This is a genomic window from Roseivirga sp. UBA838 (assembly GCF_002296035.1).
In the GTDB taxonomy this organism is placed as follows: domain Bacteria; phylum Bacteroidota; class Bacteroidia; order Cytophagales; family Cyclobacteriaceae; genus Roseivirga; species Roseivirga thermotolerans.
Map to the genome: position 1 here is coordinate 20,535 of NZ_DBHC01000032.1, position 16,500 is coordinate 37,034.

19 protein-coding genes are annotated in these 16,500 nt (G+C 44.9%); 10 read left to right on the forward strand and 9 right to left on the reverse strand.

The window, feature by feature from the left end; genetic code table 11:
- Nucleotide 1: 1 nt before the first annotated feature.
- The 9 genes from B3O12_RS10565 to B3O12_RS10605 all read right to left on the reverse strand — a co-directional run bounded on the left by B3O12_RS10565 (nucleotide 2) and on the right by B3O12_RS10605 (nucleotide 7,506).
- Nucleotides 2-907, reverse strand: coding sequence for a peptidylprolyl isomerase (locus B3O12_RS10565; protein ID WP_286756272.1), 906 nt, complete (start codon nucleotides 905-907; stop codon nucleotides 2-4).
- Nucleotides 885-1,814, reverse strand: a complete 930-nt coding sequence (locus tag B3O12_RS10570; RefSeq protein ID WP_306110160.1) for a peptidylprolyl isomerase — start codon at nucleotides 1,812-1,814, stop codon at nucleotides 885-887. Before B3O12_RS10570 ends, B3O12_RS10565 begins: the two co-directional genes overlap by 23 nt.
- On the reverse strand, nucleotides 1,807-2,736 hold the full coding sequence (hemC, locus tag B3O12_RS10575) for a hydroxymethylbilane synthase (protein ID WP_189628479.1): 930 nt from the start codon (nucleotides 2,734-2,736) through the stop codon (nucleotides 1,807-1,809). Before hemC ends, B3O12_RS10570 begins: the two co-directional genes overlap by 8 nt.
- Nucleotides 2,736-3,644: a 30S ribosomal protein S6--L-glutamate ligase gene (gene rimK / locus B3O12_RS10580; protein ID WP_189628480.1), complete on the reverse strand. Its 909-nt coding sequence runs from the start codon at nucleotides 3,642-3,644 to the stop codon at nucleotides 2,736-2,738. The genes hemC and rimK overlap by 1 nt, the downstream gene beginning before the upstream one ends.
- Nucleotides 3,616-4,086, reverse strand: coding sequence for an ATP-dependent zinc protease (locus B3O12_RS10585; RefSeq protein WP_189628481.1), 471 nt, complete (start codon nucleotides 4,084-4,086; stop codon nucleotides 3,616-3,618). The genes rimK and B3O12_RS10585 overlap by 29 nt, the downstream gene beginning before the upstream one ends.
- Nucleotides 4,087-5,220 carry an ATP-binding protein gene (locus tag B3O12_RS10590; RefSeq protein WP_286756273.1) on the reverse strand — a complete coding sequence of 378 codons (1,134 nt, stop codon included), beginning with the start codon at nucleotides 5,218-5,220 and terminating at the stop codon, nucleotides 4,087-4,089.
- On the reverse strand, nucleotides 5,217-6,371 hold the full coding sequence (locus tag B3O12_RS10595; protein WP_286756274.1) for a GlmU family protein: 1,155 nt from the start codon (nucleotides 6,369-6,371) through the stop codon (nucleotides 5,217-5,219). Before B3O12_RS10595 ends, B3O12_RS10590 begins: the two co-directional genes overlap by 4 nt.
- Nucleotides 6,372-6,442: 71 nt before the next feature.
- Entirely contained in the window at nucleotides 6,443-6,685 is a 243-nt protein-coding gene (locus B3O12_RS10600; protein ID WP_189628484.1) for a type B 50S ribosomal protein L31, read from the reverse strand.
- Nucleotides 6,686-6,846: 161 nt separating this feature from the next.
- Nucleotides 6,847-7,506 carry an RNA polymerase sigma factor gene (locus B3O12_RS10605; RefSeq protein ID WP_189628485.1) on the reverse strand — a complete coding sequence of 220 codons (660 nt, stop codon included), beginning with the start codon at nucleotides 7,504-7,506 and terminating at the stop codon, nucleotides 6,847-6,849.
- Nucleotides 7,507-7,619: 113 nt separating this feature from the next.
- Between B3O12_RS10605 and B3O12_RS10610 the strand changes: the two genes are divergently transcribed.
- The 10 genes from B3O12_RS10610 to B3O12_RS10655 all read left to right on the forward strand — a co-directional run bounded on the left by B3O12_RS10610 (nucleotide 7,620) and on the right by B3O12_RS10655 (nucleotide 16,496).
- Entirely contained in the window at nucleotides 7,620-8,024 is a 405-nt protein-coding gene (locus B3O12_RS10610; RefSeq protein WP_189628486.1) for a hypothetical protein, read from the forward strand.
- Nucleotides 8,025-8,222: 198 nt separating this feature from the next.
- On the forward strand, nucleotides 8,223-8,729 hold the full coding sequence (locus B3O12_RS10615) for an Rrf2 family transcriptional regulator (RefSeq protein ID WP_308440954.1): 507 nt from the start codon (nucleotides 8,223-8,225) through the stop codon (nucleotides 8,727-8,729).
- A gap of 112 nt (nucleotides 8,730-8,841) precedes the next feature.
- Entirely contained in the window at nucleotides 8,842-9,228 is a 387-nt protein-coding gene (locus tag B3O12_RS10620; protein WP_286756275.1) for a group III truncated hemoglobin, read from the forward strand.
- Nucleotides 9,225-9,707: a hypothetical protein gene (locus B3O12_RS10625; protein ID WP_286756276.1), complete on the forward strand. Its 483-nt coding sequence runs from the start codon at nucleotides 9,225-9,227 to the stop codon at nucleotides 9,705-9,707. The genes B3O12_RS10620 and B3O12_RS10625 overlap by 4 nt, the downstream gene beginning before the upstream one ends.
- The gene (locus B3O12_RS10630; RefSeq protein WP_286756277.1) at nucleotides 9,708-10,043 is read left to right on the forward strand and encodes a hemerythrin domain-containing protein; all 336 of its coding nucleotides are present in this window, start codon (nucleotides 9,708-9,710) and stop codon (nucleotides 10,041-10,043) included.
- A 244-nt stretch (nucleotides 10,044-10,287) separates the two neighbouring features.
- Complete coding sequence (locus B3O12_RS10635) at nucleotides 10,288-10,824, forward strand: DUF4142 domain-containing protein (protein ID WP_189628490.1); 537 nt, start codon at nucleotides 10,288-10,290, stop codon at nucleotides 10,822-10,824.
- Nucleotides 10,825-10,997: 173 nt separating this feature from the next.
- Nucleotides 10,998-11,336, forward strand: coding sequence for a plastocyanin/azurin family copper-binding protein (locus tag B3O12_RS10640; RefSeq protein WP_189628491.1), 339 nt, complete (start codon nucleotides 10,998-11,000; stop codon nucleotides 11,334-11,336).
- Between the two features lie 13 nt (nucleotides 11,337-11,349).
- Nucleotides 11,350-12,810, forward strand: coding sequence for a pyridoxal phosphate-dependent decarboxylase family protein (locus tag B3O12_RS10645; protein WP_286756278.1), 1,461 nt, complete (start codon nucleotides 11,350-11,352; stop codon nucleotides 12,808-12,810).
- Between the two features lie 149 nt (nucleotides 12,811-12,959).
- Nucleotides 12,960-14,624 carry a hypothetical protein gene (locus tag B3O12_RS10650; protein ID WP_286756279.1) on the forward strand — a complete coding sequence of 555 codons (1,665 nt, stop codon included), beginning with the start codon at nucleotides 12,960-12,962 and terminating at the stop codon, nucleotides 14,622-14,624.
- A 39-nt stretch (nucleotides 14,625-14,663) separates the two neighbouring features.
- Nucleotides 14,664-16,496 carry an ABC transporter ATP-binding protein gene (locus tag B3O12_RS10655; RefSeq protein WP_189628494.1) on the forward strand — a complete coding sequence of 611 codons (1,833 nt, stop codon included), beginning with the start codon at nucleotides 14,664-14,666 and terminating at the stop codon, nucleotides 16,494-16,496.
- The last annotated feature ends 4 nt before the right edge of the window (nucleotides 16,497-16,500 follow it).

Sequence of the window (16,500 nt, forward strand, 5' to 3'; positions counted from 1 at the left end):
TTTAATCTTTTTGTGGATATTCTATGCCGTATTTTTTGGTAACCTCCCTCTTGGGTAGCGTTATTACTTTCACATGCATGTGAATATCTTCCAGCGGCTTATCGCGCAAATTGGTTTTGGTAGCAGCAATTTTATCAATCACTTCCAACCCTTCTACCACCTGACCAAACACGGTATATTGCCCGTCAAGGTGAGGAGCCCCTCCTTCGGTAGCATACACTTCTTTGGCCCAGGCCGGATAACCCGGGTCAGTCTGGTCGCCAAATTCCTTCTCAATTACATCGATAGAATTGAAGATTAGTCGCTTATAGGCCAGTCCAAAATCATAGGTAGAATCGGTTTCGCTCAAACCTCTGTGATACTCCACCTTTTCCGTTAGTTCCGGAAAACGTTCCGAGCGTAGCATTCGCGCAAACAACCCACTGAGCTTAAGCTCCTGCCTTCGCTCTGCCCGGGCTTTCAACCCTTCTTCATCGAATATTTCGCCATCTACAATGTAAAACTGAGAGCCGCTCGATTTTTTCTCAGGGTTTACAGCATCGCCTGTTCGGGCAGCCGCCAAAGCACCTTTTCGGTGAATATATTTTTCAGGAAGAAATTCAGCCTCGAGTGAATAGTCTACGGATTCACCTGCTACTCCAGTCGAAACATCACCTGTTTGAATCATGAAGTTTTCAATAACCCTGTGAAAAATCACGGAGTCGTACTGACCGTTCTTAGCCAGCTTCAGAAAGTTTTGCTTGTGAATGGGGGTATCATCGTACAACACGGCCGTCATATCGCCATATGGTGTAGAAATAACCACCAGTTCATCTACTTCTTTGGGGGAGCACGCCAGAACGCTCAAAAGCAACAGACTTGCCCAAAAAGCTTTAATACTTGTTCTATTGTTGGTTGCTGTAGTCATAGCCATACTTTTCTGCAATTTCTTTCTTAGGCATTTCTTCCACCGATACGTACATCCGAACGTCTTCTACCGGTCGGTCTCCGGGCTTGGTTTGAACCCCCGCAATGGAGTCGATTATGTCTAAACCGGAAATTACCTCGCCAAACACGGTATAGTCTCCATCCAGAAAAGGCGTACCTCCAATGGTTTTGTAGGCTCTCTTCTGTTCTTCAGACATTTCAGGTCTATTGAGTTTTCGGCCGGTGGCTTCTTCGAGTTGGTCTATGGTGGCCAATAGCTTCTTTTTCAACTCAGCGTCTCCTCCTTGCTCATAGGCCTGCTGATACTCTCTGTTCAGGTCGTGATCGGGTAAGGCAGAACGCAAGTATTGAGCTGCGCTGCCAATGGCTTGCAAGTTGGGGCCGCTAAATTGCCCGAGAGAGGCATCGTCTAGCACTTGTCCCTGAACCACAAAGAACTGGCTTCCGCTGGACGCTTTTTCGGGGTTCACAAAATCGGGTTGCCTGGCGGCAGAAAGGGCTCCCTTCTTGTGAAAAAACTGAGGAACAAATTCGGCCGGAATAGTATAGCCGGGGCCGCCACTTCCCAAATTCTGGTCGGGAGCCGCATTTTTCGATTCGGGGTCTCCACACTGAATCATGAAGCCCTGAATGACCCGGTGAAATAAGAGGCTATCGTAGAATTTTTCTTGTGCGAGCTTAATAAAGTTTTCTTTGTGCTTGGGTGTTTTGTCATACAAAACAGCCTTCATTTCGCCAAAATTGGTTTTAATGGTTACCAGGTAGTCATTGCCTGAAAGGTCTGCGGCTTTGGTAGTTTCACTGCCCGACTTTTCTCCTGAAGAATCGCAGGCCATTGTCAATAGAAAAACGGCCACTACGGCTAAAAAAATCTTCTGTCTAATCATGGTTCATTGTTCGTTTAATCTCCTCTAAAATGGCTTTCCCCCCCGAAGATAATACTTCATTGGCAAGTTCGGAACCTAGCCTCTCGGGAGTAGAAGCGTGTGTTTGGTGTTGTTTCACAATTCTCTTTTGGCCATCGAGGCTGATTATGCCTCCGGACATTTTCAGGGAATTATTCTCCAAGGTTGCGTATCCGTAAACCGGTATGCTACACCCTCCGTCCATGGTTTTTAAATAAGCTCTTTCGGCCAATAGGCAAGTTTCAGTGTCTGGGTGGTTGAGCACCTCCCTTACCTTGGCGCGTTTTTCGGCAGACAGGGTACTGTGAATTTCTATGGCAACACTACCCTGACCCACCGCGGGAATAAACTCATTGACCGATAGCTTGTGCTTTATTTTATCGTCATACCCCATCCGGTGCACTCCTGCATAGGCCAACAAAAGGGCATCGCAGGCACCTTCTTCCATCTTTCGGATTCTCGTTTGTAAATTTCCTCGAACGGCCACCGTTTCGATGCCCGGGTAAAAATGACGAAGAGTGGCTACTCTCCTTGTGCTGGAGGTTCCCAAAACCAACCCCGGACTACTCAGATCAACTGAGGGCTTGTGACTAATAATCACATCGTTCACTTCTTCTCGCTCCATAAAGGCAATGAGTTCAAAACCTGACGGGAGCTTTGATTGCATGTCTTTAGCACTATGAACGGCTATATCGATTCGGCCATCGGCCAATTGCTCTTCAATCTCTTCAGTGAACACACCCTTGCTGCCAATCTTGGCAATGGAAACATCGAGTATTTTATCGCCTTTGGTTTCAATGGTCACTATTTCTGTTTCGAGCCCTGCGGCCTGAAGTTTTTCTTCCACGTGGTAGGCCTGCCAAAGTGCCAGTCTGCTTCCCCTCGTTCCTATCTTAATTTTCATCAGGCCTTGAGTTTAGAAATGGTGCCTTTCTTTTTGGGTTGGTTTCTTTCGATGTAAGCCACTATTTGCTCGGCAATGTCTACACCGGTTGCTCTTTCTATACCTTCGAGGCCGGGAGAACTGTTGACTTCCAAAATAAGTGGTCCGCGGCTCGACTGCAAAATATCTACTCCGGCTACGGAAAGCCCCATGGCATTGGCGGCTTTTACAGCTACCGATTTTTCTAAACGGCTAAGTTTCACCACCTCGGCTTTGCCTCCACGGTGCAGGTTGCTCCTAAATTCACCTTCCTGACCTGTGCGCTTCATGGCTCCTACTACCTTACCATCGACTACGAAAACGCGTAGATCTGAGGCCTTGGCCTCTTTAATAAATTCTTGCACAATAATACGTGCTTTAAGTCCGTGGAAAGCTTCTATAACCGACTGAGCAGCTTTTCGGGTTTCGGCCAAAACTACACCCAACCCCTGGGTTCCTTCCAGAAGTTTAATAATCACAGGTGCTCCGCCTACATGATCTACAAGGCTGCGTTCTTCTTTGGAGTAGTTGGTAAAAGCGGTACGAGGCATGGGCAAACCTGCTCCACTGAGCAACTGTAAGCTTCTTAGCTTATCGCGAGAGCGAACAATGGACTGGGAGTAGGTGGTACTGAAAACTCCCATCATTTCGAACTGACGAACAACAGCAGTACCGTAAAAGGTTACAGAAGCCCCAATTCGGGGTATTACGGCATCAATATCGTCCAGAACCTCACCCATATAGTGTACTTTTGGACCTGTGGGTTCAATGGTAAGGTCGCACTTGAGGTGGTCAATAACCCTGGCCTCATGCCCTTTTGCTTTGATAGCCTCCACCAGCCTGCGTGTGGAATACAGGTGGCTATTTCTTGAGAGTACTGCTATCTTCATTTTTGTATTTCTTTTGGTACGAAAGATTCTTTTTTCTTACATCTACAACAAACCCCATTCTCAGTAGTTTTCGGCCCAAAAGCACTGGATACTTCATTTTACTTCGGTCCGAAAGGGAAAACTCGGTTTGTATTTTATGGCCAAAAAGCTCTACCAGGGTAGTTACTACAAAGCGCTCTTCCATGGTGCCATTGGAGCTTCTGATCTTCTTCTTCTTAAAATTGGTGGTTGAAAATGTTCTTGCTCTCTTTTCCTGAAGCCTGTTACCCTGAATATTAAAGGTGAGAACTTTTTCCCCATTAATGGTTTTCACCTTCACCTTAGAACAGTTAATGGCCGATGTGTAGGCTCCGGTATCAACCTTGGCGTCTACATCAAACAGGCCAAAATCGGGTAAATCGATCTTATCGACACGGCCAATGGTCACCGAACGTTTGAACATTTAAAGATTTTTGGCTCTCGCAATTTGGGCAATGGAAAGCGATAAATCAAGGAAGAGAATTTTCGGATTGGCATTTCGCTCCACATGATACTGCGCTTCATCGAGCTTAGGGCTTAGTATGGCTATTTTCGGGGGTACAAATACAGCCGAAAACTTTTCTACAAAGCCGCGCTCGGTTTCGGGCAATCTGGAAATGGCCTCTGCGCTAACCCCTTTAAGGAGCGTTTCGCGCATAAAGCGACTGGCCACCGCAAAAAGGCCCACCTGAAATTCCTTGCCTTTTTTCTGAAAATCATCGGCCAGCTGTATGAGCGCCTCAAAGTTGTATGAAAAACACTGGCGCATCCAGTCTTTAAAGTAATCGGCCACTTCATTGCCGGTTCCGCCAATCTCCAGGAGGGCCTTGCGCATATTGCCTTCGGCTCTGTAAGCCAATTGGGCAATCTCCTCTTCCGAAAGGTCTGTTTTTTGAGCCAATACCTGCTTTATATCCTCATCGTCAAAGGCAGGAATACGTAGCTGCTGAGCCCTGGAAAGTATGGTGGTTAAGAGCTTGTTGGCATCGTTAGAGACGAGAAGGAAAAGCGTATTTTCAGGGGGTTCTTCCAGTATTTTCAGAATACCGTTGGCGGCATTCACGTTCATTAGTTCGGGCAACCAAATGATCATTACTTTGTACTTTCCCTCAAATGACTTTAAGGATAGGGCCCTGACTATATTGCGGCTTTCCTGTCGGGGAATCATGAGCAGCTTGTTTTCCCAACCAAAGTGATTGCTCCAGTCACTCACATTGCCATAGGGATTTTGCTGCAAAAAGGCCCTCCACTCTACCAGAAATTTTTCGCTTGTAGCATCTTCTCTTTTCAGTTTTGGTGTGGCTGCCGAAGGGAATACAAAGTTTACATCGGGGTGAATGTATTTACTATTTTTTATGCATGAGGGGCAGTTACCGCAGGCGTCTTCGGCCCCGGGGTTTTCGCAGTTGACATAGGTGGTGAAGGCAAGTGCCATGGCTAAATTGGCAGAACCTTCTGCCCCTACGAATAACTGGGCATGTGCCACGTGGTTGCCCTGAACTGCCTCAATGAGCTGTTGTTTAGTATGCTTTAAGCCGGGTATGTCTTGAAACCTCATGATTTATCCCAGGTTCTATATGGTGCTGTTTCTTCAAAAACGTGAGCAATAATGGCCTGCTCAGTGGCATCGTAGGTTTTGCCGCGTCTTTGCATAGCAGCTTCGGCCACCTCGGCAAATTTATTGAGTCTGAAGGTAACTAAACCTCCGGTTCCGCCCCATGAAAATGAAGGAATGAAATTTTTGGGGAACCCCGCACCAAAAACATTGGCCCCAACACCAACCACTGTGCCGGTATTAAACATGGTGTTGATTCCGCACTTGGCATGATCGGCCATCATTAAACCACAGAATTGGAGCCCTGTATCATCGAACCGGCCGGAACCATAATTCCAAAGCCGCACCTTTGCGTAATTGTTCTTAAGATTGGAGGTGTTGGTATCTGCCCCAAGGTTGCACCACTCACCAATAACAGAATTGCCCAAAAAGCCATCGTGCCCCTTGTTGCTGTAGCCAAAGATTACTGAGTTGCTCACCTCTCCGCCTACCTTAGAATATGGGCCAATGGTAGAGTCGCCTTTTATTTTGGCCCCCATATTTACGTGAGACCCTTCACAAAGGGCAAAAGCTCCGCTAATAATGGCCCCCTCGTGCACTTGTGCATTCTTACCAATATATACCGGCCCATTTTCAGCATTGATAATAGCCGCTTTTATGGAAGCTCCTTTTTCGATGAACAGGTTCTGAGGGTTATAGACTATGGTGTGCGGATCGGTCACCGGCTCGGAGTTGCGGCCTGAAGTGAGTAGCTCGAAATCGGCAATTATTTCATTCCGGTTTTCTGCAAAGATTTTCCAGGTACGATCGATGAGAGTGAACTCTCCTTCAAATTCTACCGGGTGGCCTCCTTCTCCGTTTCTGGCCAATACTTGTTTATTTGCCACCAATTCTTCACCGGGCTGCAAGGCACTTATGGCTTCAATAAGGGCCTTGTTGGCACATAAAGCACCGTTTACCTGCACAGCAGAGGAGGCTTGCGCAAATTTAGCGCCCAGGTACGGCAGTGTTGAGTAGCTGCAAGTAAAGCCTCGCATTCGCCACTTGTCGGCAAGGGTTAAAATTCCTACCCTTATTTCGGCCACCGGGCGAGTAAAGGTAAAGGGAAGTAATTGGGTTCTTATTTCAGGTGAATCGAAAAGCGCAATGTCCATGCACAAAAATAAAAAAGTCTCCATCTGAAAAAATGGAGACTCCAAATAATGCTTTATGTATTTTTAGCCGACTACTTTTTGTAACGCTTGTTGAATTTCTCAACACGTCCTGCAGTATCAACAAATAGCTTCTTACCGGTGTAGAAAGGGTGCGAAGCAGAAGAAACTTCCACTTTAATAACTGGGTAAGTGTTACCATCTTCCCACTCAATGGTTTCACTAGAGGTCATTGTAGACTTAGTCAAAAACTTGTGCTCACTAGATGTATCGTAAAATACAACGGTGTTATAATCAGGATGAATGTCTTTCTTCATGGCTTCAAAATTATATCTCCCTCAAAAAGGACTGCAAATGTAGCGACTTGCCATTTATTTCACAAACTTTTCAATTTAATAATCAGGCAGTTATTTACAACTTTTTAAAACAAAGCCCTGATAGTCTTACAACAAGGCCCGGGGTTTTGGGCTCAAAGGTCTTAAATTTTATTCATTACGGCCGATACTACCCGGTCGCAACGGCTATTGCCAAATTCAAAAACCGCGCTAGTCATAGACTGTTTGAGTAGGTCGTCTTTGAGCATTTTTTTAGCACGGTGCAAACGCACCTTCACATTACTGTCGCTCAAATCGAGCAAACGAGCAATTTCTTGCCTGGGAGTTCCCTCCAGTTCATGTAAAATAAACACCAGCCGATACTTCTCCGGCAATCTGTCTATTGTTTGTTCTAAAATAGCCCTGGTTTCTCCTCCAATTACCTTCTTTTCAGGACCGGGTTCAGGGGCAACTATTTTGTGGGTATGATCTGTAGTACCAGCAGCCTCCATAAACATGGCCTGCTTCCTTTTTCTGAGTTTTTGAAGCGCTTCATTCATTCCTATTCTGATTAGCCAGGTAGAAAAAGCTGAGTTTCCTCTAAATTCATCGAGTTTTAGGTAGGCCTTCAGGTAAGCTTCCTGCATAATGTCTTCCACCTCACTTTCGGAGACTATATAGCCTCTTACCACCCGATAAAGAGTCTGATTGTACCTGCGCATGAGTATCTCAAACAACTCTTTTTCTCCGCTAAGTATTCTCCCTATTACTTCCGTGTCCGTCAGCTTTGCGGTGGTCTGTCGAGAAAAGGATATAGCTCTCATGGCTCTTTTGGGTTGTTTTCGGCCATTAGATGCCGGCAATACAACTTGGTTACAAAATTTTGTAACGGATTAGTTCCTTTTTCATCTAAAAGGAAACTTCAAACAAAATTGAAATGACAACCCATCAAAATTTGAACTCCTTTGTAAAGATTCAACAATGGCTCAAATACACCTTTGGACTGGTGCCCATAGCTGCCGGAGCCGACAAGTTTGTAAACATACTGACCGACTGGACCCAATATGTGTCGGGAGGACTAGCCGATATACTGCCTGTGAGTGCCTCCACTTTTATGGTTGTTGTGGGTGTAATAGAGATAGTTGCAGGCTTGGTGGTACTTACCAAAACCGAAATTGGCAGCTATGTGGTAGCCGCCTGGCTAACACTTATTGCTTTGAGCCTCATTTTTTCAGGGCATTATATAGATGTGGCCGTACGCGATATAGTGATGGCCATTGCAGCACTTTGCCTGGGCCAACTAACTCAAACCCTTGAACAAACGAAACAACAGGCTACCTAAAATACTCTCTCTAAGTGGTAGGTTCCGAAGGCTGTTTCGTGCACCGGAAGGCATGGTTCTGCTTTAGTCACAAATTATGGATAGCATGTTTCCGGTTTTACAGTTCTGCCAACAATTCCGATAATCTATGTAAGAATTGTATGCATTGAGACAGCCTTCTTACCTCCAACACTCACTAATCCCGAAATGACAAATCAAATGAAAATAATTTCGGACAAAATTGTCTTAAATAAAAACAGCCATTACATTTGGGCTAAAAGTAAGTCGCGAATGTTTTCAAAAGCATGTGAATACGGAATAAGGGCAACTCTATACATTGCTCAAAAGTCGCTGAACGGTCAAAGAGCAAGCCTTAAGGCCATAACTCACGAGATAGATTCACCAGAAGCTTTCACGGCCAAAATCCTACAACAACTCGCCAAAGCGCAGGTAGTTCGTTCGGTAAAAGGCCCACATGGTGGCTTCGAAATAGCGAGAGAAGACATTGATAGCATGCGGCTCAGCGAGATTGTTAATGCCATAGATGGCGACAACATTTACAAAGGCTGTGGCTTGGGCCTAAAGGCTTGTAATGCTCAAAAACCCTGCCCTGTACACCACAAGTTTACGGCCATTAGAAATGACCTTAAAACCATGTTGCAAGAAACACGCCTCCTGGAGTTAGCCACCAGCCTGGAAACCGGACTTACATTTTTGAAACGATAAAATTTAATTCAATAAAAGATATAAAGGTCTTAATATCTAAAATATGAATGCATATGACGTATTATCAACTAACTGAAACGGCAAAAGGCCCAATTCATCAATATCTGACTCCATGAGAACCATCATCAGCCTCACAGATATTCAGCTACTGGTAGATAGCTTCTATGAGAAAGTGCGTAAAGACACGCTTCTTGGGCCCATTTTCAACCGGCAGATTGAAGACCGCTGGCCTCAACATTTAGAACGGATGTATACTTTCTGGCAAACTGTGCTGTTGCAAGAACATACTTACCACGGCAGCCCATTTGCTCCACATATGCGTTTGCCCATTGGTGAACCACATTTTACCCGGTGGCTCCAATTGTTTTACAAAACCATTGACGAGAATTTTGAAGGAAGCAAAGCCGAAGAGGCCAAATGGCGCGCTCAAAAAATGGCCGAGATGTTTATGGTGAAAATAGATTACTATCAAACGAGAAACTCAAAACCCTTGCTATGAGTAGCAAAGTACAATCGCCCGTTTCGGTAGCATCAGTCTTTCTGTGGATTGGTTTTGTCTGTGCCATCAGCTTTATGGAGGCCTGGCTCAAGTTTAGGGCACCGGGAATTACGCTGCCATTGGGTCTTGGTATAGGACGTCTGGTATTTGGCGCCCTCAACAAAGTGGAGTGGGTATTTGCTCTTTCGCTACTTTTCCCGCTCCTGTCAGTGCGCAAATTCATGAAAGCGAGCACCCTTTTGTATCTGCTAGCCATTATTATTCTCATTGTCCAAAGCCTATGGATGCTTCCTACCCTCGATGCCCGGGCAGAGATGTACATACAAGGAATTACCCCACCACGCTCTAACATACACTTTTACTACGTGGGAGCGGAGTTTGTAAAAGTGGCCTCGCTATTTATATATGCTATAACACTCTTTAAACAAAACCACTCAAGAACGCCTTTTACTCAGGAGAGTACTCAACGAACCTATTGAATGAAAAGAAAACCATTGAAGCGAACCCAGGCCCTACAGCCCCTTAGCCGGGAGCATCATCAAGGGCTATTGCTCTGTTGGAAGATTAGAAAAGGTCTTGGCACCGGAGTAGACCCTTGTCGAATAAAGGCCTACGTAGACTGGTTTTATGAAAATTACCTGTTCACTCATTTTCATCAGGAAGAGCAATTCGTTTTCCCACTACTGGGCAATGAACACGAGCTTGTAAGAAAGGCTCTGACCGAACACCGAAGGCTCAATCGGCTATTTTCGCAAAAGGAAGACCTTACAAGAAACCTTAGCCGTATAGAAGAAGAACTTGAACAACACATTTGATTTGAAGAACGAGTGCTCTTTGAAGAAATACAACGCACCGTTAGCACAGAGCAATTGCAATCGCTTGAACTAAGCCATCAAGAAACCGGATTTCAGGAAAATAACTCCGACCCCTTTTGGCTTTAAGGCCACGCTGTATTACAGTTGCACAAAGTCGGCCATCCAACACTTTTGCCATTCAATGCTGTAACCAAAACCTACTTTCTGTATCCAATGGTCACTTATAATAACAGAACAGACCATTATGAAAACACTTCTCAGATCACAAACAAGACTGCTGGCCATAGCCATTTTTCTCTGCATTGGTTTTGGCCTGAAGGCACAGGAAACACCAAAGCTAAACGACACTGAAATAGCCCATGTGGGCGTTGTGGCTAACCAAATTGACATTAGCTATGCAGAAATAGCCAAATCCAGATCCAGAAATAAAGCCATAGTGAACTTTGCTGAAACTATGGTTCGAGACCATAAGGCCTTCATTGAACAGGCCGAAAAGCTGGTTACTCGATTAGGGGTAAGCCCTCAAGACAATGCAGTAAGCCAGTCTCTGCTTGAAGGAGCCAAACAAACCCGCGAAATGCTGATGACCAAAAGCGGAAAAGCCTTCGACAAAGCCTACATCGATAATGAAGTGGCCTATCACAAAATTGTTATTGATGCCCTCAAAAACCTACTAGCCGCTCAGGCAAGCAACGATGAGCTTCGCTCTTTTCTTGAGGGCATAGTTCCTGCCCTGGAGGGGCACTTAAAGCATGCCGAAATGGTACAAAAGTCTATTTAAGACCCACTACTAACTGCTGGGGCTTCTCAGCCCATTGATTTCCAAGGCCCGGTTCAGCTCCCAACCAACTACTCATCAAGTAGTTGTTCATTGAGAAAAGTGTCAACGAACCGCGTCCGCTTATCATAGCTGAGAGCCCCTCTTTTCTTTCTTAATCATAAACTCATATTTGCATGAAAACTTTGTTCAGCCTGGCAGCTATTGCCTTAATTAGCTATTGTAGCCTTTGGCCACAGGCCTCCCTAAAAAAGGGACAAACTCCTCAAAATCATACCGTTGAAATAAAACAACTCAAATTCATACCTGATTATATTGAGGTTAATAAAGGAGATACTGTTACCTTTATTAACAGAGATTATGTTCAACATGATGTTACTGAAGAGAAAGCTAAGCGGTGGACTTCCGGGATTCTTAAAAAAGATGAAAGCTGGAAAACAGTTGTAAAAGGCGATGAAGACTACTTTTGCACTCTTCATGTCATCATGAAAGGGAAAATAAGAATTAAGAAATAGCACCAACTCACCCATGGAGCACGGTCGGACTGACACTTTTGACATAGAAGCCCAACCCTCACTTCACCTGCTGGAGACTGATTCTACAAGCAGGTCAGAACTATTGAGTGCCATAGTCAATTATGGAGAGGTTTTTCTAAACACGCTTCAAGAACGTAAGGCCTACGAGCACTCTGCTCACGAGCGTAAGGGAACGGACGACTTCTTTGAAATAGATCAGGCCAGATATTCTATAGAAGATATTTTGCCTTTTTTGGCTCAACGCCTCGATGTTCCCGGTATTAACACTGCCTCCGGGGGCCATATGGGTTACATTCCGGGGGGAGGTATTTACGAATCGGCCTTGGGAGATTATCTGGCGGCAGTAACCAACCGCTATGCGGGAGTATTTTTTGCATCGCCCGGAGCTGTGCGCATGGAAAACGCCCTAATTCGCTGGGCTGCAAGATTAATTGGCTATACGGACAGCTTTGCAGGTAACCTGACTTCTGGCGGAAGCATGGCCAACCTTATTGCCGTTTCTACCGCCCGAGAGGCTCAAAACATTAAAAGCCGACAGGTAGATCAGTCGGTTATTTACACCACCCAGCAGGCTCATCACAGCCTGCAAAAAGCCATTAGACTTTGCGGCTTAGAGGAATGTGTACTTCGTTTTGTTGAGCAAGACCTCCAATATAAAATGGTACCGCAGGCTCTTGAGGCACAAATTCAAGAAGATATAACCAACGGGCTGAAGCCATTTTTAATTATTGCCAATGCCGGTTCCACCGATATTGGTACCGTAGACCCACTAGACGACATTGCCCACATAGCTCGCAAATACAGCCTGTGGTTTCATGTAGATGCGGCTTATGGTGGCTTCTTTATGCTCACCGACTACGGCAGGCAAATTATGAAGGGTATAGAAAAAGCCGATTCGGTTATTCTCGACCCACATAAGGGACTATTCCTTCCATATGGTTCTGGAATTGTATTGGTTAAAGAACAGCGACACCTTGCTCAAGCCAACCGCTACGAGGCCAATTACATGCAAGACACCAAGGATTATCATGAAGAAACTTCTCCGGCAGAACTCTCACCAGAATTGAGCAAGCACTTTAGAGGTATGCGAATGTGGCTACCCCTAAAGCTGCATGGTACAGCCCCTTTTCGTAGCTGCCTTGAAGAAAAGCTGGATTTGGCACGTTACCTTCACGCTCGGCTAAAAGACCTTGGTTTTGAGGTAGGTCCTTACCCAACCCTTACCACCGTCATTTTCAGGCATGTTCCCAATGAGCAAAATGCCAATGCCTGTAACACTGCTCTGGTGAAGGCCATTCACAAAGACGGTCGTATTTTTGTTTCCTCAACCAGCCTGAACGGCCATGTTTATCTCAGAGCTTCCATTCTCTCGTTCCGAACTCACCGAAGAGAGGTTGATCTTCTGATCCAAATTCTGGAAAAAGAAAGAGCGCTTCTTGAAACACAGCCTTAATTGAGAGCTTTATTCATTCAAAGCACTCCGCTTTGGTATATATCTTATATTTAGGTTGAATAGCAGTCGCAGGCCAGAATAGTGGACGAATTACCATTTTTGTGCTGTTTCGATTGGCTATACACCTAACTTCGCATCGATTTTACGATATGAAAAAAACTCTTCTTTCAGCACTATTCCTTTTTTTGGGCACTACCCTTTGGGCTCAGAACAATTATATTCCCTACAACCGCGATTATTACCACCTGATTGACCGGTTTCAAATTAAGTATGCTGAAAAGGGCAATCTGTTGCAAACAAGCTTTAAGCCCATTCGCAGAGCAGAACTGGCCACATTTCTAAAAAACATTAGCCCAAATGTGGAAGAAATGTCTTTGCAAGACCGGTTCAACTACGAATTTTTAATGAACGACAACTGGAGTCTTACGGCTTCTGAGTACAATGAAAACGATAAGCATTGGTGGAACCTGGCCTATGAACGAAAATCCGACCTGTATGTATTAAAGAGTCAGGACTTTACTCTTCGTATTAACCCCGCTCTTACCTTTGGCCTGGGCAAGGATTCTGAAGAAGACCAGACACTCTTTACAAACACTCGTGGTATTGAGGTACAGGGCGATATTGACGGGCGGCTAAGCTTTTACACCATGCTCACTACAACCCAGGCTCGCTTTCCGGACTATGTCTACGATTATATAAGGGGGAATAGGGCTTTTCCCAACGAGGGTTTTTGGAAAGATGGAGAAGGCAATACCCGAACCTGGGATTTTTTTCATGGTAGAGGATACCTCAACTTTAACCTGACTAAGAGTATTCACTTGCAGGCCGGCTACGACAAACAGTTTATCGGCAATGGCATTCGGTCTATGGTATTGTCCGATTTTTCTAGCCCTTTCCTCTTTGGTAAAATAACAACCCGCCTGGGGCCTGTTAGGTACACCAACCTTTTCGCTGAACTCACAGAAGATATTGTTTTTGCCAACGCAAACCCCGGAGACGGTAGCTACCCAAAAAAATTCATGGCTTCACACAGGCTCGATGTAAACCTATTGCCCAACCTGGAGATTGGTGTGTTTGAAACTATTATGGCCGACAGTGCCAATATTAACTACTTCAATCCGGTAATTTTTTATCGCTATATAGAACAACAGCAAGGTAGCCCTGATAACTCTTTGGTAGGTCTGGATTTTAAACTGAACCTAAAGGGGCAATATCAACTCTATGGGCAGTTCATTCTCGATGAATTTGTAATCAGTGAACTACGTTCTGGCGATGGTAGCTGGCGAAACAAATTTGGTATTCAGTTGGGAGCTAAATACATCGATGCGTTCAACATTAGTAACCTGGACCTGCAAGCAGAGTACAACGTAGCTCGCCCTTATTTCTACGCCTACGAGCGCCCGGCACTCAGCTACTCGAACTATCGCAACCCATTGGCACACCCCCTGGGAGCCAATTTTAAGGAGATTATTTTGGCGGGTAGATATCAACCCCTGCCCCGGTTGTACGTGAGTGGAAAACTCATTTACAGCCAATATGGCGAAGACGGAAATGGCATGAACTATGGAGGAAACGTATTGGCCGACACGGACGATCGTATTGGAAACAACAACATTCGTATTGGCCAGGGTATTGGTACTAACCAAACCTACATAGACCTCACCGGAAGCTACATGCTATTGCATAATGTATTTGTTGACTTAAAAACCATTTACCGCAACAAGACCAGCGACCTGGCCTCACGCTCATCCAGTAGCTTCATAAGCTTGCTTTCTTTGCGCTGGAACCTGCCTCAAAGAGAACATGAGTTCTGAGAATGTCATTTATTGCCTAACTTGCCCACCAATTAGCGCATGAGTACATACGGACGCATTATTTCATTTGCCAAACCCTACCATCGGTACTTTCCGCAGTATGTGGTACTGGCTCTTTTGGCTATTATTTTCAGTCTTACTAACCTGGCTCTTCTGGAGCCGCTGTTTATTGTAATCTTCGATACCAAAGGGGCAGAAGCAATGCAGGCTTTGGCAACGGTCGGAGAGTTTGAGGTAAGCATAAATTATGTTAAAAGCCTTTTCTACCATAAGCTTCTGGAAGTGAGAGAAGCTTATGGTAAAAGTAGTATGCTCATTTATGTGAGTATTGTTATTGGCATCTCTGCTTTTCTGTCCAACCTCTTCACATACCTTTCCAATGTAATTATGGGCTACCTCAGGGCAGAGGTCATCCAAAAAATTAGAGACAAGGTATTTCTGAACACTTCCGGTTTGCACATGGGCTTTTTTGCCGGTGAACGAAAGGGAGACATAATGTCGCGCATGACCAACGATGTGCAGGAAATTGAAGTCACTCTGGTGAGCTCCATTAAAGTATTTTTTAGAGAGCCAGCCACCATTATCGTCTATCTCATCTTCTTATTTGTCACCTCTGTAAAGCTTACTCTGTTCACACTGGTCTTTTTTCCGGTAATGGGTTTTGTGATCTCGGAAATAGTAAAAAAACTCAAAAAGAAAGCCATTATGAGCCAGGAGTCTCTGGCCCGAATTGTGAATCTAATGGATGAGGTTTTTGGAGGCATGCGGGTTATCAAAGCCTTTAATGCCAAGGCTTATGTGAATGACCTTTTTAATAAAGAAACACACCAATACAAGCGCATTAGCATGTCTATGGCACGCAAAAACGAATTGGCCTCTCCCATATCACAGTTTTTGGGCATTATTGTAGTAGCTACTTTGCTGGTAGTAGGCGGTAACCTCGTGCTCAGTGAAAAAAGCGATCTTGAGCCAGAGCAACTCCTTACCTATATTATAGTCTTTAGCCAAATTCTTAACCCGGCCAAAAGCATTTCTCAAAGCATAAGCAATATTCAAAGAGGCCTTGCTTCGGCAGAAAGGATTTTTAGGCTTATCGATGAAAAACCAAAGATTCAGAACCATCCGCAAGCCAAAATCCTCAACAGCTTCAACCAGGAAATCAGGTTTGACAATGTGAGCTTCACCTATGAAAAGGAGCCTGTACTTAAGAACATCAACCTAACCATTAAAAAAGGGGAAACTGTGGCACTGGTGGGCTCTTCTGGAGCCGGAAAATCTACGCTAGCCGATTTGGTACCGCGGTTCTACGACCCAACCGATGGGCAAATTACCATAGATGGTGTGCCGGTAAGTGAAATAAATATTAACTCGCTGAGAGACCTAATGGGTATTGTTACCCAGGAGTCTATACTCTTCAACGACTCAGTGGCCAAAAACATAGCTTTTGCCAAGCCCAATGCTCGCGAAGAAGATATTGTGCAGGCCGCTAAAATTGCCAATGCCCATCAATTCATTACGGAATTGGACGAAGGTTACCAAACCAGCATTGGTGAACGAGGTGGTAAGCTTTCAGGAGGCCAAAGGCAACGCATTAGCATTGCCCGGGCCATTATGAAAAATCCGCCCATTCTAATTTTGGACGAAGCTACTTCAGCACTCGATACTGAATCGGAAAAGCTGGTACAAGAGGCACTAACCAACCTCATGAAAAACCGAACGTCTTTGGTAATTGCTCACAGGCTAAGCACCATTCAACATGCCGATAAAATAGTGGTAATGGATAAAGGCCGTATTGTAGAACAAGGAACCCATCAGGAACTTATTGCTTTAAAGGGCATTTATCATAAGCTGATCAACATGCAGTCAGTTTAGATTA